Genomic DNA, 22,612 nt, shown 5'->3' with positions numbered 1-22,612 from the left:
ATGGCTGCACCATTTATTCACATTTTCATTTTATAATGGTAAAAGTAGTACTAGATAGAAGGTGTGTTTGTATGTATCGTATGATGTCAGCTGTCAGTCAGTTTATAAGCGATCCTATTTCACAATTTTTAAATGGCTATGAGCATTCTGCATTTGCTATGACCGTTCTTCTGGGCCTTCTTGGTGCACTTGCTCCGTGTCAGTTAACGGGTAATATGAGTGCAATAACGTATTATGGCAATCGAACATTGCAACTGAAAAGTAACTGGCAGGAGATTGTGCTCTTTATGCTTGGGAAAGTGCTTGTATTTAGCGGTCTTGGACTCTTCGCTTGGCTTTTTGGTCAATCCTTTGAAACAAAGATGACTCAATACTTTCCCATCTTTCGTCAAGCTATTGGACCAATCATGCTGATAACAGGCCTCGTGCTAATAGGTCTATTCAAATTAAAGTTTTTATATCGCCTATCCTCTCTATTACCGCCAGTTGTAAAAGCAGGGAAATTGGGCTCATTCCTCATGGGCGCTAGTTTTGCCATTGCCTTTTGTCCAACCATGTTTGTGCTATTTTTTGGGTGGTTAATGCCAATTGTTGCAAGCACCCCCTATGGCTTAATTTTACCCAGTGTATTTGGGGTGGCAACTTCTATACCACTCATTTTGCTACTCGTCTTTATTTATCTATTTGATGCAAAGCGTCTTATAATGCGGACAAGCATAAAGCTAGGGAGGGGAATACAAATAGTGGCAGGAATATTGTTAGTATTCATTGGTATGACAGATACGATCACCTATTGGGGGATGTAAAATCCAAAACCACTTACCAAGCAGATTGATAAGTGGTTTTTATCAAAATAAATAGAAAAAGAATAGCTAATCATTCAACATTTGCCTCTGAATCGCTCCATTTATAGTAAACAAATTTTTGGCTTTGTCCATTCATGTCAAATTCATCATCACTCGTGCCAATGTATTTAAATCCATTTTTCTCTAATATTTTTTGAGAGGCAATATTATTCGTCGTTGTTTTCGCTGCAATATGTTTGATTCCTAAATTGCTTACCATTGCCAATAATAACTTTAACGCCTTATTCGCCAATCCTTTACCTATATGCTCTTCGCCAACTCTATAACCAACATGGCCAAGCTGTTGACTTTTATCAATATCAACTAAATTTATTCTTCCAACAATTTGTCCATTGTCATTTTTTATTAAATAAAAATAAGATATGTCTTGGGCTTGTTCGTCTATTAATAGCTCATTTTTCTCTTTAAAAATTTTATACTCATAATAATCATGTCCACGACTAGGTACCATTTTTTCGAAATATGTCCTATTTTTAAGCTCAAATTCATATAAACGCTCAAGATCAGCGTGTTCTAATTTTTCTAGTATAATATTCATATAATCCCCTTTTTCTATTTAAGTAAAATATTGTTTAGTTTGAGATAAAGCTGTCAGCATGGAGATGCTCACAATACTCTCTGATTAAAGTCCAGTCATTTTGCTCTTTGCGGAATCGTTGAATAAATAATTTGACAACATCAAGTAGTTTTCCTTCGATTTCAAACGTGACCCAAAACGTTGCAATCACTTCATTTTCAGTTGCAGGGGTGATATGCAGTACTTTAAAATGCCATTTTGGTTGACGACCTTCATATTGTTGATACGCTTGTTCCCAGCCCATTTTTGCCTCCTCGTAGCCCCAATCCGAAATATTGGCTTCTGGTCCTGCCCAGCGTATGGCGATTTCCTTTGACAAAAAGGCATTCATTTCTTCGGCATTACAGCCATTCCAAACATCTTGATAGTGTTGGAAAAAGTGTTCAAACTCTTTGAGTAATGTATCTGTAGCTGGCATGAAAATACCTCCCGTAGAATTGTCTTTATTTTATGGTTCTAATAAAAGATTCCGTTCCTGAGAGTGGTTATATATATAATAACATAAATTCCAATATTATGAATTATCTAATAACAAAAAGGTAGATGATGTTTGCTTTTATTAAAAGTAAGTTATAATTATCCACATTTTAGTTATACCAAGGAGATGTATCGATAGTAGAGCTGCTAACAATATGTAATGTGATCGTACTGTAAGTTTTTCAATAAGCGATGCAATAATGAGGAAAAAAGGTAGCTGATGTTTGAATCAGCTACCTTTTGTTATTAATCAAGCTTTGTTAACGTTTTGCCACTCCAACCAAAAATGACGGTTAGAATAGGCCCTAGTAGACAGAAGAAGGTAAAGGGAAGATAAGCTAACGTAGATATATCAAGAACACTTGCTATGAAAATACCACAAACACTCCAAGGGACAAGAGGATTGACTACCGTACCTGCATCCTCCATCACGCGAGAAAGATTTTTTGGGGCCAAGCCGACCTTCGCAAATTGTGCTTTAAATGCCTCACCCGTTAATAAAATGGATAGGTACTGCTCACCGATCAATGTATTGACACCGATGCCCGTAATCGCTGCACCTGTAATAACAGAGCCAGCACTTTTAAACAAGCTTTCAACTTTCGTTAAGATGCTTTGAATAATGCCTAGTGTAAATAGTAAGCCACCCATTGTTAAGGCAAGTAAAACAAGAGCAATGGTAAATAGCATACTATTCATTCCACCACGAGTTAGCAGAGCATCTATTTCTTTATTACCAGTTTGAGAGACATAGCCATCAAAAAGCATCTTGAAGACATCTGCAGCTGGCAATGGGTCATGAATATAGGCAAGTCCTACTCCCAGAATAGACACGACTGCCAGTGTAATGATAGCTGGTGCTTTATAAAAAGTCATAATAACGAGTACGGCAATAGGTAATAATGTATACCAATGAATAAGTCCTGTAGAGAGTAATCCTTCTTTAAATTGCTCCACTGTATCAAACGAAGTAGCTGCTCCTGTTGGTGATAAAATAGCGTACAGCACAAAGGAAATCAGGAAAGCAGGAATCGTAGTCCAACCCATATTTTTAATATGCTCAAATAAATCTACTCCAACCGTACCAGAGGCAAGATTAGTTGTATCTGATAAAGGTGACATTTTATCACCAAAGAAGGCACCAGAAACAATTGCTCCAGCTGTGATAGTTAACGAGATGTCCATAGCACCTGCAATGCCCATAAAGGCTACACCGACAGTGGCTACTGTTGTTAAGGAGCTACCGACAGACACACCGACAATGCTACAAATTAAAAAGACAATAGCAAAGAAAAAGTTAGGTGAAACGGTTAAAAAACCATAATAGATAAGGGTAGGAATCGTTCCTCCCATAATCCAGCTCGAAATCAAGATGCCAATAAAGAAAAAGATAAATACAGCGCCAAGTCCAGCACTAGCACCTGCAATCATACCGCCTTCAAGATCACGAAAGGGTACTTTTTTCAGTAGTCCATAGGCTAGTAAAAGTGAAATGACTAGAAAAATGGGAATGTGGGGTGTTGCTTTTAAATAGCCGATACTAAAAGCCATTGTGGCTATAATGATAAGTATAATAAAGCCTGCCTCAATAAATCGAGGGTTACTCTTAGCTTCTATTCGAAACATGTGAATCCTCCTAATAAACTTTTACGCTTCAATGCGGTGAAGCCCAAAAGTATTATAGCACGCTAATAATTTTTGTCAATTGACAGAAATTTGGAGGTCTTATCATCTCGATATTTGCAGCGATTGTGTATAAGCAGTTAGAACGTCGAGCATAACAAGCATAAGAGCGAATAATACTCTCGATAAAAGACAAAAAATAACAATGAAATTCCATCATTTTCATGTAAATTTCGTTTACAATTCCTTAACATTTCACATCATAAACAAAAAAGCAGAAAAAAGTTCATTTCAAGTGTTTTTGTAAAAACAAAAGAAAAAATGGTCATATTTAAAGAAAAAACACTGATTTTTATTAACAGATTTCCAGCGTTTTCAACTTGAAAAACAGCTTAAAAATAAATGTGGCAAATTTTATATTACATTTTTGTAAAATCAATATCTTTGTGTTTAAAATTTTGTAGAATTGTGTAAATGTTTTGTTATGATGATTCAGAAATCCACAAATTAATTTTTACTTAACAGGAGGAACAGGATGTTCAACTCAAATAAGCAAGATCCATTTTTTCAGTCTTTATTAAAAATCGCAAAAAATGTGAATGAAGGTATTTATTATGCACACAATGCCCGCATTCAAGATGATATAGATTCTTTAAAAGAAATTGCAGATACAATGAAGCAGTATGAAACAAGTGGAGATAAATTAATTCATGAACTCATTGTGATGCTAAATAAATCTTTTATGACGCCAATCGAGCGTGAGGATATTTTAGCATTAGCGAATAAACTTGATGATGTCATTGATGGAATGGAAGGCTGTATTGCTCATTTCAATATGTATAACTTAACAGAAGTAACAGAGCCTATGCGCCAATTCCTTTCATATATTGCCAAGAGTACAGATGAAATGGTACAAGCCATGGAACTTTTAAATAGTAAAAAGCTTGTAGAAATGCGTAAACATGCTATTCAAATTAAGGATAATGAGCGTGAATGTGATGAAATTTTCCGTTCTTCGATGAAGCAGTTATTTATCCAGGAAAAAGATCCAATGCGCTTAATTGTCTTCAAAGATATTTACGAGCAATTTGAGGATATTGCGGATAGCTGCCAAACAGTAGCAAACACAATTGAAACAATAATTATGCGTAATGCGTAAGATGGAGTGTACGAAATGGATACGATCTTATTAATCACCATACTAGTCGTTATATTCGCGCTTGTATTCGACTTTATTAACGGCTTCCATGATACAGCAAATGCCATTGCCACTTCTGTATCAACACGTGCATTAAAGCCACGTACAGCCGTATACATGGCTGCGGTAATGAACTTCGTCGGAGCGATTACATTCGTTGGGGTAGCAAAAGCGTTAACAAAAGATATTGTAGACCCATTTACCTTAAATGCTTATGATGGCGATATTACGGGGTCGGTCGTTATTTTAGCGGCCTTATTATCAGCCATAACATGGAATTTACTTACATGGTATTTTGGGATTCCATCAAGTTCTTCTCATACGTTAATTGGTTCTGTTGCAGGTGCAGCCATTGCGGCAGCCGGATTTGATATTTTGAACTATGCTGGGTTTATTAAAATTATCCAAGCATTAATTTTTTCACCACTACTAGCTTTTGCAGCTGGTTTCCTGATGATGACAATATTGAAGGTCATCTTTAAGGATATGAATTTATACCGTACGAATAAAGGCTTCCGAACAATGCAAATCGGGACGGCAGCCTTACAATCATTCACACACGGAACAAACGATGCGCAAAAAGCCATGGGGATTATCACACTCGCTTTAATTGCGGGTGGTCTACACCAAGGAGATGATATTCCATTCTGGGTACGTTTTGCAGCGGCCACAGCAATGGGTCTTGGTACATCTGTAGGTGGTTATAAAATCATCAAAACCGTTGGTGGTAAGATTATGAAAATTCGCCCAGTGAATGGGGTAGCGGCTGACTTAGCTTCTGCTTCGATCATCTTCGGTGCGACATTAATTCACTTACCAGTTTCTACAACACATGTTATTTCTTCTTCTATCATGGGTGTAGGTACCGCACACCGTGTCAAAGGCGTTAAATGGGGAATGGCACGTAAAATCGTCACAACATGGGTCATCACCATGCCAATATCAGCTGTCATGGCCGCGTTAATTTACTATATTTTAAGTCTATTTTTCTAGTTCGCTAAGGAATGCACAATCACTGTGCATTCCTTTTTTGTTTGGTGCTAGGAGCGGCAAAATGAGGATAGCGAGGGCAAAGTAGCGGATAGAACGGCAAAAGTGGCGGATAGCACGGCAAAAGTGAAGGATAGCGATGGCAAAGTAGTGGATAGAACCGGCAAAAGTGAAGGATAGCGAGGGAAAGTAGCGGATAGAACCGGCAAAGTGAAGGATAGCTTGGTCAAAGTAGCGGATAGAATTGGCAAAATGAAGGAAAGCCGGACAAGTAGCGGATAGAACCGGCAAAAGTGAAGGAAAGCCCGGATAAAGTAGTGGATAGCACAGCAAAAGTGGCGGGTAGCCCGGACAAAGTAGCGGATAGAACCGGCAAAAGTGGCGGATAGCGAGGGCAAAGTAGTGGATAAAACTGAAAAAGTTGCGGATAACGAGGGCAAAGTAGCGGATAGTACGGCAAAAGTGAAGGATAGCCCGGATAAAGTAGCGGATAGAACGGCAAAAGTGAAGGATAGAGAGGGCAAAGTAGCGGATAGAACCGGCAAAAGTGAAGGATAGAGAGGGCAAAGTAGCGGATAAGCAAAGTGAAGAAAAGCCGGACAAGTAGCGGATAGAACCGGCAAAATGGAGGATAGCTCGGACAAAGTAGTGGATAGAACAGCAAAAGTGAAGGATAGCGAGGGCAAAGTAGCGGATAGAACCGGCAAATGGAGGATAGCCCGCTCAAAGTAGTGGATAGAACAGCAAAAGTGAAGGATAGCGAGGGCAAAGTAGCGGATAGAACCGGCAAATGGAGGATAGAACGGATAAAGTAGCGGATAGAACGGCAAAAGTGGCGGATAGCCCGGACAAAGTAATGGATAGAACGGCAAAAGTGAAGGATAGCGATGCGAAGTAGCGGATAGAACGGCAAAAGTGGCGGATAGCCCGCACAAAGTAGTGGATATAACCGGCAAAAGTGAAGGATAGCGATGGCAAAGTAGCGGATAAAACCAGCAAAGTGAAGAAAAGCCGGACAAGTAGCGGATAGAACCGGCAAAATGGAGGATAGCCCGGACAAAGTAGCGGATAGAACGGCAAAAGTGGCGGATAGCCCGGACAAAGTAGCGGATAGAACCAGCAAAGTGAAGGATAGCCCCACAAAACTAGTGGATAGCCCCACAAAACTAGCGGAAAGCCCGCGCAGAAAGAAAAACAGCTTCGACGAAATCGGTAGTCTCTGCCCCCTTGTGTAAAGTGCGGATAGGCTCTAAGGTAATTATAAAGAAAGTGTAAAGTTCGGAGAAAAATGATTTTTCCGTAGTAAGGTTAATGCAGGAGGAGAATGATGAAGGAAAAGTTATTACTGATAGAGGATGATGCAGCTATTGGTCACATTGTGAAGGATACGTTGGAGCATGAGGGCTATTGTGTGACATGGGCTACTACAGGCCTTGAGGGATTAGCAGATTTTCAAGCGCAACCTTTTGATTTAGTGTTGGTGGATTGGATGTTGCCAGAAATGGATGGTCTGACGGTTTGTCAAAATATTCGCTGGGAGAGTGATGTGCCCATTCTTATGATGAGTGCGCGTAAGGAAGATGAGGATAAGGTGGAGGGCTTGCAGGGGGCAGATGATTATATTGCAAAGCCATTTAGTTTAGAGGAGTTAAAGGCACGGGTTGCCTCCCATCTTAGGCGCTGGCGACGCTATCATAAGCAAGAGCCGTTAGAGGAGCAAACTGCCTATGCGAATGGCTTAACAATAGATTGGCAACGGGAAATTGTCAGGGTTAATCAGCAAGAAATTGCGTTAACTCAAAAAGAATTTGCTCTTGTCAGGCTGCTAGCAAAAAATCCGAGTCAAACTTTCACGAAAGAGGAACTGTATCAGCATATTTGGCAGCAGGCGACTTTAGAGGACACCCATACTGTCACCGTACATATAAAGGCACTGCGAGAAAAGCTCAAGGATTCAGTGAAAAATCCAAATTTCATTCAAACCGTGTGGGGGAAGGGCTACCGCTTTATTGGTGAACCATTATGAAAATAAAAGCGTGGTTACTGATCATGTTTTTTATTGTAATGGTCTTACCCATAGCAGGTGCTTATAGCCTTTATGTGTGGATTAATGCTTATTATCAAGATAAAAATGTGGCGGAGTTCTTTGACAAGTGGACTGAGCTGAATCAGGTAAAAGATGTCGTTGACAATCCAGTACTTTATCGAAAAAATGCCAATTTTGAGGAGGTAGAGGATCTTACCAATGAGCAGCTGGCGATTACCCTCTATACAAAATCTGGCTATGTTTTATATTCCTCCAACCCTTTACTAACGGGCTATGTAGGGAAAGAGCGTATGTTGAAAGGCTTATATGATTTACAGCAATCCTACAACGCTTTTACCTATAAGGAGCCTGTTTATCAAAAAGGTGATTTGTTGGGCATCTATGAAATTCAATTAATACGAACAGATTGGGTAAAGGGTGTAGAGAAGCGTTCTTGGCTTGTTATGACAAGCACGATTCTGCTGTTTCTTATCATTTATTTAACTGTCATCTTGTTGCTACATCGGAAACTAAATCGGCCATTACGTGAACTGATGCAGCAAATGCGTAATTTTGCGAAAGGTCAACATGGTAAATCAACTCTCAGTGTCAGAAAAGATGAGATTGGGGCACTCGCCCAAACGTTTGAGGCAATGCAGGATGAAATAGAACAAACTCGGGCTTCGTTAAAAGTGGAGCAACAGCAAAAAGAAATGATGATTGCAAGCATTTCCCATGATTTGAAAACGCCCCTTACAGCCATTCAAGCCTATGCGGAATCTTTACAAAACAAAGGCTTATCTGAACAGCAACAGGTGGAATATCAGCAGGTCATCGTCACGAAGGCAGATCGAATGAAGCATATGCTAGAGGATTTATTGATGTTTACATTACTTCAATCTACGGACTACGAATTAGAGCTGATAGCTGTAGATGGGGAAGAATTTTTTGACATGGCCTTATCTGATTATGAACCGTTATGTGTGGAAGAAGGATTTACATTAGAAGTCTTCTGTGCTGTGGATGGGCTCTATGCTGTGCATCCTAAACAACTTCAGCGTGTCATTGATAATTTATTGAGCAACGCATGGCGTTATGGGGAAAAGGGGACAACAATCGGCTTAGCAGCAGTCAATGCTGGGAACAATCCGCAATGGGGTTTTGATTTCTTGAAGTCTGCTTTAACCGAGCAAGAAGGTATGTATATCATCGTGCAAAATGTTGGATTAGGCATACCACAACAGGACATTGCAAAATTATTTGAGCCCATGTATCAAGCTGATCGTGCAAGATCAAAGGCTGGAGAACGAGGAACAGGGCTTGGCTTAAATATTACGAAACAAATTATTGAAAAACATGGTGGAACTGTCGAGCTACTTTCAAGGGAGAGCGTTGGAACAGCAGTTATTTGCTGGCTACCACCTTATAAAGGAGTAAATACATGATGAAGTGGAAACAATCATGCCGAGCAGCAGGCTTAATTGCTGTAATGACATTTAGTTTAGTAGGATGTAATACGGAAGCATCGTATACACCACAGGAAATAATAGAGCAGGCCCTTCACGAATCGAAGGAGCCACTTACGTATTATGGCGAATATACGTTAGATATGGGAGAGCTAGGTGGCAAAGCTTATGTGAAGGAATGGGTAAAGGATCGAAATAGACGGATAGAGATGACAGGTGACAATGGTGAGCATGTGATTACGGTCACAAAGGATGATGAAGTGATTAGCTATGATGTTACTGAACATACAGCTTATACAATGGCTTATTCGCAGGATGAACTTGACGGCCTACAATCACCGAAAGATCAGGTACAGCTTATTTTTAATATGGTTAAAGATACGCATGATATTAAGATAGCAGGAGAAGAGAAGGTTGCTGGTAGAGATACGTATAAAATTGTAGCGAAAACGAAGAAAACGGAATCATTATTTGGGGATATGGAAGCATGGATTGACAAAAAAACTTGGTTGACGTTAAAAATGAAGTCAGATAATGCAGGAAATAAAATGCTTACCGAATATTCAAAGATCAATTTTGCTGAAAAAATCGAAGATCAACAATTTACACTAGATCTACCAAAGGATGTAACGATTCAAGAAATTAGCGGAGAAGATCCTTCTGAATCCATTTCATTGGAAGACGCCAAGCAGCAGCTAGAAACGTTTTTAATGGTTCCAGAAGAAAATGGTCTTACGTTAGATAAAATTTCAGTTGTTAAAGGGATAGAAGATCGATCAGAATATTCTTTTGATTATGGATTAGATGGAGAGCTCGCATTTTTTGTCACGGTATTTAAAGCTGATGCTAGTATGGCAGATATTGGTCCCATCCTAAATGAAAAAGAGATGGATATTCGAGGACAAAAAGGAACCGTTATGGATGATCAACATTTCCGTTCGATTGCTTGGCAAGAAAACGGCTACCAATATAGTATTGTTGGGCAAAATCCAGAGTTAACGGCTGAGGATCTTGTAAGCTATGCACAAAAAATGATAGTTGTACAATGAGGTGATGCTATGAAAAAAGCACACGGATTAAAATGTCTAGCATTGTTTTTATTTACCACTATTTTCTTCTATGGGGTAGGAGAAACATATGAAGTGTCTTGGCTCCAATTTCACTTGACTGGCCAATATAATGATGTCGGTTTTTATTTTAGTTTTACTTCCCTAATTCCAATCTTGATTGGACTAGTAATGGTGGGGCTATATGAATCACTATTAAAACGATTTATCTAAATAATTTAGAGGCAGGATCTCTTAAGGAGGGTCCTGCTTTTTTTATGGTAGGTATCTATTACTATAAAAAGGATTTTTAAAGGAGATTTTAAAATGGCTACTTTTTTCCATAGCTTCGCCCTACAATTGTTTGTCCCCATTGTTATTGGTCCTTTGCTTTTACTTTACATTAACTTATTTACATCATTTAAAAATGGATGATGATAGGGCGATTAAGAAAACAAAGTGGGCAGCGGTGCTGTCTTTAGGACTCGCTTTGGTTGTCCCAGCTCTTTATAATGTAATGATGTTGATGTTGATGTTGATGTTGATGTTGATGTTGATGTTGATGATGATGAGGCGATAAGGTGATAATTTACAAGCAATTTGTACATAATGAAGGGTAACGGGTTTAGTCATGCTAAAAATGGGGAATATACATTTATCCTAAGCAAACGTAGGTGATACATATGTTTGATCAATTATTATTCCAGTTACCTTTTATCATTTTTATTGGTTTATTTTCGCAATGGTTAGCTTGGCGTTTTCGCATGCCAGCCATTGTAATTATGAGTATAGCTGGACTGATGATTGGTCCTTTTACAGGCCTAGTATCTCCAAAAGAGACATTTGGCCCTATTTTTCATACAATTATTTCTTTGGCAGTTGCCGTTATTTTATTTGAAGGAAGTTTACGCATTTCCACCGTAGGGGCAGCCATCGCTTGGCTAGCAGGCTCGACTGCTGCTCATTATGTAGCAGGTCTATCATGGCCAGTCGCCTTTGTGATTGGTGGCTTGTTTATTGTAACAGGCCCAACCGTCATTTTACCTTTATTAAGACAGGCAAAATTGAAGGAGCGACCAGCGGCGATCTTAAAATGGGAAGGAATTGTTGTCGATCCCTTTGGAGCCTTATTAGCGCTTTTTGCGTATCAAGTGGTTTTAGGTTTGTATCAGTTAGAAGGTGGGACATCTCTTCCTGTCTTCTTTATTTCATCATTTTTAGCTGCCCTTTTAGGAGGAATTGTAGGCTATTTAATGGGTCAATGCTTGGAGCGAGGATTGATTCCTGAATTTTTAAAATCCCCTTTGCTGCTCGCAACGATTTTACTCGTTTTTGCCTTAAGTGATGCCATTATGCATGAAACGGGCTTGCTAGCGGTGACGGTTATGGGGCTAGTCATGGCAAATATGCATTTAACAAGTCATCATGAACTGCTTCATTTTAAAGAAAATATTTCGGTAATTTTAATTTCCAGTGTTTTTATAATGCTAACCGCCTCCCTTACAGTTGAAACTTTATGGCAGATTGTTGATTGGCGTATGCTATTATTCGTGCTGGCAATGATGTTTATCGTTCGACCGTTATCGATTTGGATTGCGACGATAAATACAGGCTTAACGTTGGAAGAACGGGCATTAATCGGGTGGATTGCACCGCGAGGCATTGTTGCGTTAACTGTATCGGGTTACTTTACAACGGCACTGCAGGATGTAGGGTTTCAAAGTGCACAGTTATTAACAGCGCTGACATTAGCACTTGTTTTTGCGACAGTAGTTGCCCATGGTTTTAGTATTGGCTGGCTTGCCAAAAAGCTTCATTTACAGGCTTCCACTGGTAAAGGTATCGTCATTGTAGGCGCATCACCATTCACAACTCAATTAGCGACATCACTTCAAAGTAATGGAATTGATGTATTAGTGATGGATCGCTCATGGGAAGATTTATCTGCTGCTCGCCACAATGGCTTGAAGACGGAAACGGGTGATATTTTAAGCGAGCATACCGAGTTCTATGTCGACCTAACCCCTTATGATCAGCTAATTGTCGCTACAAAGCAGGATGCCTATAATGTTCTTGTTTGTGCTGACTTTGTGCCAGAGCTCGGGCGTCTCAATATTTATCAGACAGCCCTACATTCTACTGACCCTAAAAATTATTCTCGAAAATACGGGGGACAGTTATTAGTCGATGCAGAGCACGATATTCATCAATTAAATGCGCTTATCGAACAAGGTGCGCAACTACGGCAAACGAAAATTACTGAAGTATTTACAGTGAAAGATTATCTAGAACAAAACCCAAATGCCGTCATGATCTATGCCATGACCTCAGATGGAGATATCGTGTTAGATATGGTCAATAAATATGACGATATAAAAAATGAACCACATACCATTATTAGTTTAATTGGCTAACTATATGTTGGAGAGCGTTAATCAAAAAAGGATTAACGCTTTTTAAGTTGAAGTTATTGCTACTCAAGGAGGTAAAACATGAATTATATTACACCGAACAAAGCCATGTTAAAGATGAACAGATGGCCTCGGCAGACGATAGCAGCGGGTCGGCGACATTCCGTTGGGCTTCAAGCTGATGGAACTGTGGTGGCTACAGGAGATAATAAATATGGGCAATGTCATGTAAGCGGTTGGCGTGATATAGTAGCGGTGGCGGCTGGTAATGTTCATATGGCGAGGAATACAGGAAATACGCATACAATTGGTCTTCACTCAAACGGTACGGTGGAAGCTGTTGGTTGGAATAAGCATAATCAATGTCATGTAAACGATTGGAGCAATATGGTGTCGGTTGCAGCCGGCTGGTGTCATACCATTGGCCTTCTATCGAATGGTATGGTGCTCGCAGTGGGCCGAAATCATGAAGGAGAGTGCCAAGTAAACGACTGGCGTAACATTGTAGCAATCGCTGCAGGTGACTGGCACACTATTGGTCTTCAATCGGACGGCTCGGTAACCGCTGCAGGGAATAATCGCTACCACCAATGTAACGTCCATGATTGGCGCAATATGGTGTCGGTTGCTGCAGGCTATCTTCATACAATTGGTCTTCATTCAGACGGCACTGTATCAGCCGTGGGGTCGAATAAACATAAGCAATGCGATGTAATGGGCTGGCAAGGGATGGTGTCGGTAGCAGCGGGTAGTTACCATACCATTGGACTTCAAGCTGATGGCACGGTAATAGCTGTTGGTTTGAATAAACATGGTCAATGTAATGTAAATGACTGGCATGATATTGTGGCAGTTGCGGCGGGCTGCGCACATACTGTTGGACTTCGAGCAGATGGCACAGTGGTTGCAGTAGGGGATAATGAGTATGGCCAATGCGATGTAAGTGGCTGGCAGGGCATACAAGTACATGGCGATTAGATATTGGACACTAGATTTTCAAAAAGGAGCTTGGATTCCCAAACTCCCTTTTTTATTTGACTCCTTGCTAGTTACGCAATTTGCTGTAAATGTGTTTTCGTAAAAGCTTCCTCATATTTGAGCCCATAACCGAGAGCTCGATCTAAAAAAATATGTGAGAGCCATATCAGAGCAGCTGCAAGAAGTGATGGGGATGCCACCATAAAGCCAATAATAAGAAGCACTGCAGGTAACGCAAAGCTATGCCCAATATTATAAAAGAGAGCACCTATTTTTGTATTCAAGACATAGCCGACCATTGTAATGTCAGGCAGTAGTAAAAAAACGATAAAATAAAGCCATGAAAAATTTAAGTGCCAATAGAAAAAGACCGTGATCATAAAAGCAATAACATATTCTAAAGAAATAATTTTACGTAATTTCATCATCCATCACCTTCCAATAAATTTTGATACATATCCTCTATGAGAGAGGCAATTTTTTCTTGATTTTTTTCATATTGTCCATCAGCCATTAATGTTTTCGTCAACTGTAAGGATTGAAGTGCATGTTGATAAAAATGAAGTTGTTGTTCAATACGGGTGATTTTTGTAGAAAACAGCTGTACCGTTTCTTCATTGCACGTTGGTGATACAGGCTTTTGCTCTAATGTTAGTAAGTGCTTAATTTCTTGGAGTGTAAAGCCTAGCTGGCGTAAGACGATAATAAATTTCATGGTCTGTTCACACGAGGCATTATACACACGGTAGCCATTTTCCTGTTTTTGGGGATGTAGTAATCCCTCTTTTTCGTAGTAGCGAATTGTATCAGTTGTTAAATGAAATGTCTCAGCGAATTGTTTTATTTTCATGTAAGTACCTCCTAAAATCATCCTAACATTGGAGTATGCTCCAAGGTCAAGGTTCTTAATGAAAATAATTAAAATAAATGAAACGGTCATCCAGTGGCAGTCGTTTATAGTGTAAGAAGGGGAGGTGGACGGCATACTTGAACAAATAATCGATGAACATGCAGAACATTTATTACGTCTCGCCTATTTTTACGTCAAAAACCGGCAAACAGCAGAGGATATTGTGCAAGAGGTCTTCATTAAATTTTCACAGCGTGGCTATGAGGAAAGAGGACAGCTCCGTGCGTATTTATCCACGTTAACAATTAATCAAAGCAAGGATTATTTGAAAAGCTGGCATTATAAAAAAATACTGATACAAGAAAAATTATTTCCTATGCAGGGCGGTAAACAGCGGGATGAACTCGTGGCAGCAGAAGAACGATCCCAAATTGGGGCGGCTATCTTAAAGCTATCATTAACCTATCGAGAGCCCATCATTTTATATTATTTTGAAGAAATGAAGATTCGTGATATTGCCCAGCTGCTCGGTGTGGCAGAAAATACGGTCAAGACAAGGCTGAAACGGGCAAGAGAGGCATTAAAGCCCCATCTGAAGCAGGGGGAATGGGAGGTGTTAAGGCATGAGTGAAATACACAATGAATTAGTCAAAGTAGCGGGTGATTTGACAGCGAGCAAAGAGCGAGTCAAAAAACAAGTACTAAAGCAGGCGCATATTAATAGAAGGAAGCCTTTTCGATTCACCCTGTTAACAGTAGTACTGACACTTTGTGTGGCGGGATTTGTTATGGTGCAGCTTCTTACGAATGAAACAAATCAAACGTCCTCACTATTTCATGAAAGGCAGCTACAGCACTTCGAACGTATTAGTCAAAATATGTGGCCAGGGAAAGAACAGGAATTTTATAAGGAGGAGGCCTATCTTTCTTATGAGAAACTTATTGCCTCCTACTATTTTGCAGAGTCTCTAGGTATTGACTATTCAAAGAATGACCTAGAAGTCGAGAGAAAGAAGCAAATGGACCAATTGGAAATGCTTCATCAATCACCTGGATATGAAGATTTTTTTCAAGGATTAACACCTAAACAGTATGTTGCAACTTATCTCGAACCCCTTCTGCCAATGTATACTGTTCGGGCGAAGCTGTATGACAAGTATAAGGAAAAATATCCAACCTTTTATGCCTATCAGGAAGTAGCCACTATTGACGCCAAACGGTATTTTCAAGCGAATATTGCTGAGCAAGCAACAGCCTTTCAAAAGGAGCATAACATTAAAATTAGTTCCAGTTCATATGGTTCTTCCAAGGTTGGGACCGTTGCAAAAGTTGAATCAAATGTTTTCTTGTTTGTAGAAGGGGTGATTCCTGATGATCTGAATCACATGACGAAGGAACAGCTTGCTGAAAAATATGAACAAGCCGATTGGTATCCGGTGTTGGATGATTTTCCTGTCAAGCAGGGGGATTATATTACATTAACATCAATAGGTACAGGGAGCATTGAGGAAAACGGAGTCGTAAGAAAATATGGGTTATTAAATAAATTGGAGGTACTAGAACCAGCCATTACAAAGAAGCTTCAGCTAGACAATGAGCAAGAGGTCGCTCAGTTTTTACGGGATATCCCGTGGCAGCCTGCAGATGTGATGAAAAGACCACCTGAATATTCTTTTCAAGTAGAAGGTGTACGGATTGAAATATGGAATGGCTATGGTGGATCCCTCTACATTCAAAAAGTAGGGAACGGAGAAATTCAGCTGAGTGCCAATAGAGCAAAGCAGTTAAAAGTCCTTTTAGGTATAGATGAATCTTAACAAGTCTCTTTAAAAGAGGCTTGTTTTTTATTTGGAGGAAAATTATAGTAAAAATACCATGTTAAAATAACCTTTCTTTAAAATTTAGGATAAAATACACAGTATTTTTTATCGCTAGGATGAATTACTTAATAACGGAAAAATAAATGAGACCAAAGAATTGTAATATTTTGTGTGTAAATGTAGTATTAAAGAAGTAAGGGAAGATAAGGGGGGGCCGTATGAATACACAAGAATTTGAAGAATTATGGATTACGCTCAATGAATTATATAATGCTGATCGCTTTTTAGAATATATAGAAATAAGTAGTACAGCAATTGAAAGTGCTATTGAGCTTGGTATGTATGATAAGGCTATCCTGCTACTGCGCTATAGTTGTGCCAGCTATTTTCAAACGGGTGATCTACAGCTTTCCATAAGTATCCTTGAACAATATCGTGAGTTAACTTTTCAATATGGCACTGATATTGATTTAATTCAATATTACAATATAGCCGCCATTTATTGGGGAACATTTGGGCATTTAAAAAAATCCGAGGAGTTAATGCTGAAGGGGCTAAAGATTGCTGAATCGATTCAGCATGTGGAGAGCATGGGTAAAATTTACAATAACCTAAGCGATTTAGAAATATCTATGGGGAGTTATAGGAAAGCAAAGGAATTTGCTTTAAAAAGTCTGTATTATTCGAATGCTTTTGAAGTACAGCATAAAGAGCCGTATACAACTATGATTTATCCGAAAACAAATCTAGCTGTAGCGCTTATTTGGCTTGAGGAATTTGAGGAAGCGAATACGATATTACAAGAATTGTTGGCAACGATTCACCATCCACCATACTCAAAAGTGCAGCTGGAGGTTTTTAATGCATATGCATTTTTATGTGAAAAGCAGGGACGGATAAGTGAAGCCATCGATTTATACCAAAAGACAAAACACTATGCTTTGCAAAACAATGATCTATCCTTGCTTCAGCTTATTTATAATTCTTTAGTGAAGCTCATTGAGGACCAAGGCAATAAAGTGGTGCTATGTGCCGTTCAAAAAGAATATATTAATATATTGTTAGAAATACAACGTGAAAACTACTCACATGTATTATTTGAAATGGAATACAACGATCATAAGAAGCAATTTGAAAAAAATGCCTATATCGATCCGCTAACGAATATCTACAACCGTCGTTATTTTGATGAACAGGCAGCAAAAATGGTTGAAAAAGCAGCCGAAAGAAATCAGCAATTAGCATTAATGATGGTGGATTTAGACCATTTTAAGGAAATCAATGATATGAATGGTCATTTATTTGGAGATGATGCATTAACAAGTACTGCTAAAACATTACAGGATTATTTTAAGCCCTTCGAATCCATTGTCGCACGCTTTGGCGGGGATGAATTTATTGTACTAAGTCAAGTAAAGGAAGGCGAATCGGTTCAAGAATTGGCAGATAACCTTTATCAAACACTAGCCTCGCTATCTCTTACGGTGGAGCATAAAACGGTTCAATTAGAGTTTAGTATTGGCGTGAGTACGAACCAGCATGGTGAAATTCAGAAGGTGGACGAACTAATTAAACATGCGGATGAAGCGCTTTATAAGTCAAAGCGTAATGGTCGCAACCAAATTACACACTATAACCAATATTATGATGTTGGAAATGGTATTTAAATGAGAGAGAGGCATATCTACAGTGGAAGTGCCTCTTTCGTGAAAGGTTTGTTAATGTTGTGGATTGATTAGGCCGTAAAAAACAATATCTTCAAATGTACCATTTTTATTAACATGATTCTTCAACGTTCCCTCATAGCTCATGCCACATTTCTCCATGATTTTTCCTGAAGCGGGATTGGATAAAAAATACTGGGCATAGACACGATGATAGTTTTTCTCTTGAAAGGCAAACTCGATGATAGCTTGCGCTGCCTCTGTTCCATAGCCATTTCCCCAATACGGCTCCCCAATCCAATAAGCCATTTCTCCATTTTGATGTTGTGAACGATTTGACAAGCCTATTGCCCCATATAATTGTCCACTAATTTTGTCTGTTATAGCAAATTCGTATAGTCGATTATCCTCAAAGTTTTGTGGATGTGTGGAAATCCATGACAATGCACAATCTAATGTATAGGGATAAGGTAAATTCAGGGTGCTTTTATAAAGAGCATAATTGTTACATAATAGACTGACTTCAGGTGCATCTGCCTCTGTAAAAAGTCGGAGCATAAGACGTTCTGTTTCTATTGTTTTTTCTGCTGCTCTGTAAATCATTGAAATACCCCCTTCATAAATGGATAAAACCGATTATAGCACAAAGGCAAGAAAAACAAACCAAATAATGGATATTTGATAAAAACATCTTGATATGAGATAAAAATTTATTGAAAAACGATAAATTTTATGATAAATTGAACAGGACAATAAATAAAAGAGGTGCGTAAGATGAAACGAGAAACGCTCTTTTTAAAGATCGCTGTTTTTCTTATGGGATTGCCCGTTCTCGCCTTATGTATATGGGTGGTACCACGTGTTGCTTTGAATACAGGGGAGCATTCTCCAGTTTTAACCATTTTTGCTTTACTTGGGGTCTATGCAACGGCAATCGCATATTTTGTTGCTCTTTATACGACGATTAAACTGCTAAGCTATATTGACCAAAACATTGCATTTTCAGAGCTATCAGTGAAGGCTTTAATTAAGATTAAATATTGTGCAATTATCATTAGTAGTGTTTACGTGGTTGGCATGCCACTGATATACTATGCTGCGGAAGTAGATGATGCCCCTGGTCTTATACTTATCGGAATGGTCATTGTTTTTGCTTCCTTTGTCGTTGCAGTTTTTGCTGCTGTGCTTCAAAAGCTTCTAAAAAATGCCATCGATATCAAATCAGAAAATGATTTAACGGTTTGAGGTGAATATTATGGCGATGATCATCAATATTGATGTAATGCTGGCGAAACGGAAAATGAGTGTAACAGAGCTATCAGAAAAAGTTGGCATCACAATGGCAAACCTATCTATTTTAAAAAATGGCAAGGCCAAAGCCATTCGCTTTTCAACATTAGAGGCAATTTGTGAGGCGTTAGATTGTCAGCCCGGTGATATTTTGGAATATCGAAAAAATGAAGAAATACAAAAATAAGAGTCTGCATGATGCAGATTCTTTTTTTGTTGAAATTATTGCCAATAGGAGTTGTCCTATGCTACGATGTAAAAAAGATATATCGACAGGCAGTCGGTCAAATGAGGGGGTTATCTTGATGAGGGAAATGAAGAAAGCAGAAGAACGCAGAAATGAAATTTTAGATGCAGCAGATGAATTATTTGCCCAGAAGGGTTTTGACGGCACAAGCACGAGTGCAATTCTTGAAAAAGTGGGCATTGCACGAGGCACATTATATTATCACTTTAAGTCGAAGGAAGATATTATGGACGCCCTTATTGAGCGCTATACAAGTACGATGCTAGCAAAGGCAAAAACCATTGCAGCAGACAAGAATATAGCTGTAAATGAGCGCATACTGCGTGTGGTGATGGCACTGAATGTGCAAAATGAACACAGTGGTCAGCAGATCATGGAGCATGTTCATAAACCACAAAATGCATTGATGCATCGAAAAATACAGCAAGTGATTCTTAATCAAGTACCACCTATTCTTACGTCCATAATCCGTGAAGGTATTGAGCAGGGAATTTATCACACACCGTATCCGTATGAATGTATGGAAATGATTATCGCTTATACCAATACGGTATTTGATGATGATCTGGTGGTAATGTCGGAAGAAGAACGGGCTGCCCGTATCCCAGCATTTATTTTTAATGTGGAACGAATGCTTGGTGTTGAAAGTGGTAGCTTGCTGTACATGATGCAAATGTTTGGCAATGAAGGCGAAAGCGGTACGAAATAATACTATTCTTGGGTCTTGTTAGGTTGAATGAAAGTAAAAAACTTACTTAGAGGTGACCTATGTATTATAAAATTGTGCGAAATGATATGGCAAATAGCAAGCTAATTACAGGTATGACCACGCTATTTGTGGTAGCTGCAGCAATGCTTGTCACGCTATCGGCTGTGCTCATCGTCCACTTATCTAGTGCTATTGATTCTCTAATGAAACAGGCAGAAACAGCTCATTTTTTACAGATGCATGCAGGAGAAATCGATACGGAAAGGCTTGCTCTTTTTGCGGAACAGGATAAACGTGTAGAAGAATTTCAGATCAATAAATTTCTGAATGTAGATGGTTCCAACATTAACATAGCTGGTAAAACACTAGCACAAAGCGTACAGGACCATGGGTTTAGTATACAAAGTGAGCATTTCGATTATTTACTGGACCTTGATGGCCGTGTAATTGAAGTAGCAAATGGTGATATTTATCTTCCGGTTAGCTACTGGAAGGATGGCACAGCCAAAGTGGGGGATACCGTAACAGTACATGATCAGTCGTTGACGGTTGCGGGGTTTTTACGGGATTCACAAATGAATTCTATGTTAGCATCTTCTAAACGTTTTCTTGTCAGTGAGCAGGATTTCGCGGCGATCCAAAGGGCAGGTACGATGGAATATTTAATTGAATTTCGGCTTAACCATTTAGCTGATTTAAAAGACTTTGAAGAAGCCTATGTGTATGCAGGACTAGAAGCGAACGGTCCGACCATTACGTTTCCACTTTTCAAAATGCTAAATGCCCTAACGGACGGGTTGATGATTGCGGTCATTCTACTAATTAGTATCCTCGTTGTAGCGATTGCATTTATGTGTATTCGTTTTACATTACTAGCTAAAATTGAAGAGGATTATCGTGAAATTGGTGTGATGAAAGCGATTGGCATACAAGTTACGGATATTCAAAGAATGTATCTAGCTAAATATGCCGCCATTGCGGGACTTGGCTGTATGCTTGGCTTTGCCTGCTCTTTCATGCTACGGGATACACTGCTTGAAAATATCCGTTTGTATATGGGAGAAACAAACAATACCCCTTTCGTATGGTTGTTTACTATCATCGGATTACTGCTCGTGTTTCTTGCCATCATAGGTTATGTACAATCCGTTCTTAGACAATTTCGCAAGCTATCTGCCACGCAAGCTATTCGCTTCGGTACAATGCAAGGAAAAGCTGGTCATGCATCTTATTTGAACCTCAGCTCTAACAAAAGGCTTCCTATTAATCTCTTTTTAGGCATAAATGACGTGCTCTCACGCAAAAGGTTGTATGCCACTATGCTTGCCGTCCTACTGTTGGCGACATTTATGATCATTGTTCCTCAAAATGTATCGAACACAATTTCTAGCAAAAGCTTTATAACACATATGGGGATTGGCGATAGTGACATCCGAATAGATATCCCACAAGGTCACCAAAAGGCTGTAGCTACGATCATGAAAACGCTAGAAAAGGATACAGTTATCAAGGAATATACCGTTTTGACGACAAAAAAATTCAAAGCCATTACAGATGATGGGACGGAAGAAAATCTAAAAATTGAGCTTGGCGACCATACAATCTTTCCTCTAACGTATGCCCAAGGTAGGGCGCCTGTTGCACAAAATGAAATGGCGCTTTCAGTATTGAATGCAGAGGAGCTTCATAAAAAGGTTGGTGATGTTATGTCACTAGTCATCAATGGTGAAAAGAAAAACCTAGTAGTGAGTGGTATTTATTCAGATATTACTAATGGTGGCAAAACAGCTAAGGCAGCCTTCTCTGACCATTCAACAGAAAGCGTATGGCGTGTCATTTATGGAACGATGTCAAATCCGTCACAGGTCGAAGAAAAGGTGAAGGAATATACGGATGCATTTTATTTTGCCAAGGTATCAGGCATTGATGATTATATTAACCAAACATTTGGGGCAACGATCCACTCTATAGAAAAAGCTTCTAACGCATCACTCGTCATTGCCCTACTGCTGTCTATGCTCGTGACATGCTTATTTATGAAGATGTTGATGACGAAGGATCGATCATCTATCGCTATTATGAAATCATTGGGCTTTACAAATGGAGATGTCGCCACACAATATGTCGCACGTTCGATGTTTGTTGTATTAGTAGCTGTTTTAATAGGGAACTTACTCGCAAATACGCTAGGAGAATTTCTCACAAGCAAGGTCATTGCCTCATTTGGTGCAGCTTCATTTAATTTTACGATTAATTCACTAGCTATTTATGTTTTTTGCCCATTAGTACTCATAAGCGTCGTTTTACTTGCAACGATTATTGGTACATCAAGGGCGGGGCAAATAAAAATAATGGATCATATAAGGGGGTAGAA

General features: G+C 39.2%; 23 protein-coding genes. 17 read left to right on the top strand and 6 right to left on the bottom strand.

The features are described from left to right. The first annotated feature begins 71 nt into the window (after window positions 1-71). On the top strand, window positions 72-806 hold the full coding sequence (locus tag ABC382_RS06305; protein WP_274796728.1) for an urease accessory protein UreH domain-containing protein: 735 nt from the start codon (window positions 72-74) through the stop codon (window positions 804-806). 70 nt (window positions 807-876) lie between these two features. On the opposite strand, the gene ABC382_RS06300 is transcribed toward ABC382_RS06305, so the two are convergent. From ABC382_RS06300 to nhaC, 3 genes are all read right to left on the bottom strand, one after another. After that, on the bottom strand, window positions 877-1,404 hold the full coding sequence (locus ABC382_RS06300) for a GNAT family N-acetyltransferase (protein WP_322611760.1): 528 nt from the start codon (window positions 1,402-1,404) through the stop codon (window positions 877-879). Window positions 1,405-1,438: 34 nt separating this feature from the next. Next, a complete protein-coding gene (locus tag ABC382_RS06295) occupies window positions 1,439-1,861 on the bottom strand; it encodes a hypothetical protein (protein WP_274796730.1) in 423 nt (140 codons plus the stop codon). Between the two features lie 305 nt (window positions 1,862-2,166). Then, complete coding sequence (gene nhaC / locus ABC382_RS06290) at window positions 2,167-3,546, bottom strand: Na+/H+ antiporter NhaC (RefSeq protein ID WP_322611759.1); 1,380 nt, start codon at window positions 3,544-3,546, stop codon at window positions 2,167-2,169. Window positions 3,547-4,078: 532 nt separating this feature from the next. Here nhaC and ABC382_RS06285 point away from each other — a divergent pair. The 9 genes from ABC382_RS06285 to ABC382_RS06245 all read left to right on the top strand — a co-directional run bounded on the left by ABC382_RS06285 (window position 4,079) and on the right by ABC382_RS06245 (window position 13,658). Further along, window positions 4,079-4,702, top strand: a complete 624-nt coding sequence (locus ABC382_RS06285; RefSeq protein ID WP_274796733.1) for a DUF47 domain-containing protein — start codon at window positions 4,079-4,081, stop codon at window positions 4,700-4,702. 15 nt (window positions 4,703-4,717) lie between these two features. Further along, the gene (locus ABC382_RS06280) at window positions 4,718-5,734 is read left to right on the top strand and encodes an inorganic phosphate transporter (protein ID WP_274796734.1); all 1,017 of its coding nucleotides are present in this window, start codon (window positions 4,718-4,720) and stop codon (window positions 5,732-5,734) included. A 399-nt stretch (window positions 5,735-6,133) separates the two neighbouring features. Next, a complete protein-coding gene (locus ABC382_RS06275) occupies window positions 6,134-6,289 on the top strand; it encodes a hypothetical protein (protein ID WP_322606207.1) in 156 nt (51 codons plus the stop codon). A 769-nt stretch (window positions 6,290-7,058) separates the two neighbouring features. Continuing rightward, window positions 7,059-7,757, top strand: a complete 699-nt coding sequence (locus ABC382_RS06270) for a response regulator transcription factor (RefSeq protein ID WP_322611757.1) — start codon at window positions 7,059-7,061, stop codon at window positions 7,755-7,757. Then, window positions 7,754-9,202, top strand: a complete 1,449-nt coding sequence (locus tag ABC382_RS06265; protein WP_322611756.1) for a HAMP domain-containing sensor histidine kinase — start codon at window positions 7,754-7,756, stop codon at window positions 9,200-9,202. Before ABC382_RS06270 ends, ABC382_RS06265 begins: the two co-directional genes overlap by 4 nt. After that, window positions 9,199-10,272 carry a LolA family protein gene (locus tag ABC382_RS06260; protein ID WP_322611755.1) on the top strand — a complete coding sequence of 358 codons (1,074 nt, stop codon included), beginning with the start codon at window positions 9,199-9,201 and terminating at the stop codon, window positions 10,270-10,272. Before ABC382_RS06265 ends, ABC382_RS06260 begins: the two co-directional genes overlap by 4 nt. 9 nt (window positions 10,273-10,281) lie before the next feature. Next, window positions 10,282-10,503 carry a hypothetical protein gene (locus tag ABC382_RS06255; protein ID WP_322611754.1) on the top strand — a complete coding sequence of 74 codons (222 nt, stop codon included), beginning with the start codon at window positions 10,282-10,284 and terminating at the stop codon, window positions 10,501-10,503. Between the two features lie 449 nt (window positions 10,504-10,952). After that, window positions 10,953-12,683, top strand: coding sequence for a cation:proton antiporter (locus ABC382_RS06250; RefSeq protein ID WP_412926665.1), 1,731 nt, complete (start codon window positions 10,953-10,955; stop codon window positions 12,681-12,683). Between the two features lie 78 nt (window positions 12,684-12,761). After that, window positions 12,762-13,658, top strand: a complete 897-nt coding sequence (locus ABC382_RS06245) for an RCC1 domain-containing protein (protein WP_322611752.1) — start codon at window positions 12,762-12,764, stop codon at window positions 13,656-13,658. Window positions 13,659-13,729: 71 nt separating this feature from the next. On the opposite strand, the gene ABC382_RS06240 is transcribed toward ABC382_RS06245, so the two are convergent. Further along, window positions 13,730-14,086: a DUF4260 domain-containing protein gene (locus ABC382_RS06240; RefSeq protein WP_412926664.1), complete on the bottom strand. Its 357-nt coding sequence runs from the start codon at window positions 14,084-14,086 to the stop codon at window positions 13,730-13,732. Next, window positions 14,083-14,508 (bottom strand): MerR family transcriptional regulator, encoded by a 426-nt coding sequence (locus ABC382_RS06235; RefSeq protein WP_412926663.1) that lies wholly within the window; start codon window positions 14,506-14,508, stop codon window positions 14,083-14,085. Before ABC382_RS06235 ends, ABC382_RS06240 begins: the two co-directional genes overlap by 4 nt. Window positions 14,509-14,632: 124 nt before the next feature. Between ABC382_RS06235 and ABC382_RS06230 the strand changes: the two genes are divergently transcribed. The 3 genes from ABC382_RS06230 (at window position 14,633) to ABC382_RS06220 (ending at window position 17,995) form a co-directional block, all read left to right on the top strand. Continuing rightward, the gene (locus ABC382_RS06230; RefSeq protein ID WP_274796743.1) at window positions 14,633-15,139 is read left to right on the top strand and encodes a sigma-70 family RNA polymerase sigma factor; all 507 of its coding nucleotides are present in this window, start codon (window positions 14,633-14,635) and stop codon (window positions 15,137-15,139) included. Then, window positions 15,132-16,325, top strand: a complete 1,194-nt coding sequence (locus ABC382_RS06225) for a hypothetical protein (protein WP_412926662.1) — start codon at window positions 15,132-15,134, stop codon at window positions 16,323-16,325. Before ABC382_RS06230 ends, ABC382_RS06225 begins: the two co-directional genes overlap by 8 nt. 221 nt (window positions 16,326-16,546) lie before the next feature. Beyond that, entirely contained in the window at window positions 16,547-17,995 is a 1,449-nt protein-coding gene (locus ABC382_RS06220) for a tetratricopeptide repeat-containing diguanylate cyclase (RefSeq protein WP_341385986.1), read from the top strand. A gap of 51 nt (window positions 17,996-18,046) precedes the next feature. Here ABC382_RS06220 and ABC382_RS06215 read toward each other — a convergent pair whose 3' ends face one another. Continuing rightward, window positions 18,047-18,595, bottom strand: coding sequence for a GNAT family N-acetyltransferase (locus ABC382_RS06215; protein WP_313470848.1), 549 nt, complete (start codon window positions 18,593-18,595; stop codon window positions 18,047-18,049). 171 nt (window positions 18,596-18,766) lie between these two features. Here ABC382_RS06215 and ABC382_RS06210 point away from each other — a divergent pair, with 171 nt between their 5' ends. The 4 genes from ABC382_RS06210 (at window position 18,767) to ABC382_RS06195 (ending at window position 22,610) form a co-directional block, all read left to right on the top strand. Next, window positions 18,767-19,237 carry a DUF2975 domain-containing protein gene (locus ABC382_RS06210; protein WP_274796747.1) on the top strand — a complete coding sequence of 157 codons (471 nt, stop codon included), beginning with the start codon at window positions 18,767-18,769 and terminating at the stop codon, window positions 19,235-19,237. 10 nt (window positions 19,238-19,247) lie between these two features. Continuing rightward, window positions 19,248-19,469, top strand: coding sequence for a helix-turn-helix domain-containing protein (locus tag ABC382_RS06205; RefSeq protein ID WP_274796748.1), 222 nt, complete (start codon window positions 19,248-19,250; stop codon window positions 19,467-19,469). A 118-nt stretch (window positions 19,470-19,587) separates the two neighbouring features. Next, on the top strand, window positions 19,588-20,238 hold the full coding sequence (locus ABC382_RS06200) for a TetR/AcrR family transcriptional regulator (RefSeq protein WP_274796749.1): 651 nt from the start codon (window positions 19,588-19,590) through the stop codon (window positions 20,236-20,238). A 59-nt stretch (window positions 20,239-20,297) separates the two neighbouring features. Next, window positions 20,298-22,610 carry an ABC transporter permease gene (locus ABC382_RS06195; RefSeq protein WP_322611747.1) on the top strand — a complete coding sequence of 771 codons (2,313 nt, stop codon included), beginning with the start codon at window positions 20,298-20,300 and terminating at the stop codon, window positions 22,608-22,610. The last annotated feature ends 2 nt before the right edge of the window (window positions 22,611-22,612 follow it).

This window comes from Lysinibacillus phoenicis, assembly GCF_047238325.1.
Taxonomy (GTDB): Bacteria; Bacillota; Bacilli; order Bacillales_A; family Planococcaceae; genus Lysinibacillus; species Lysinibacillus irui.
Note: the sequence above shows the minus strand (reverse complement) of the source record. Positions and strands in the feature narration are given on the sequence as shown.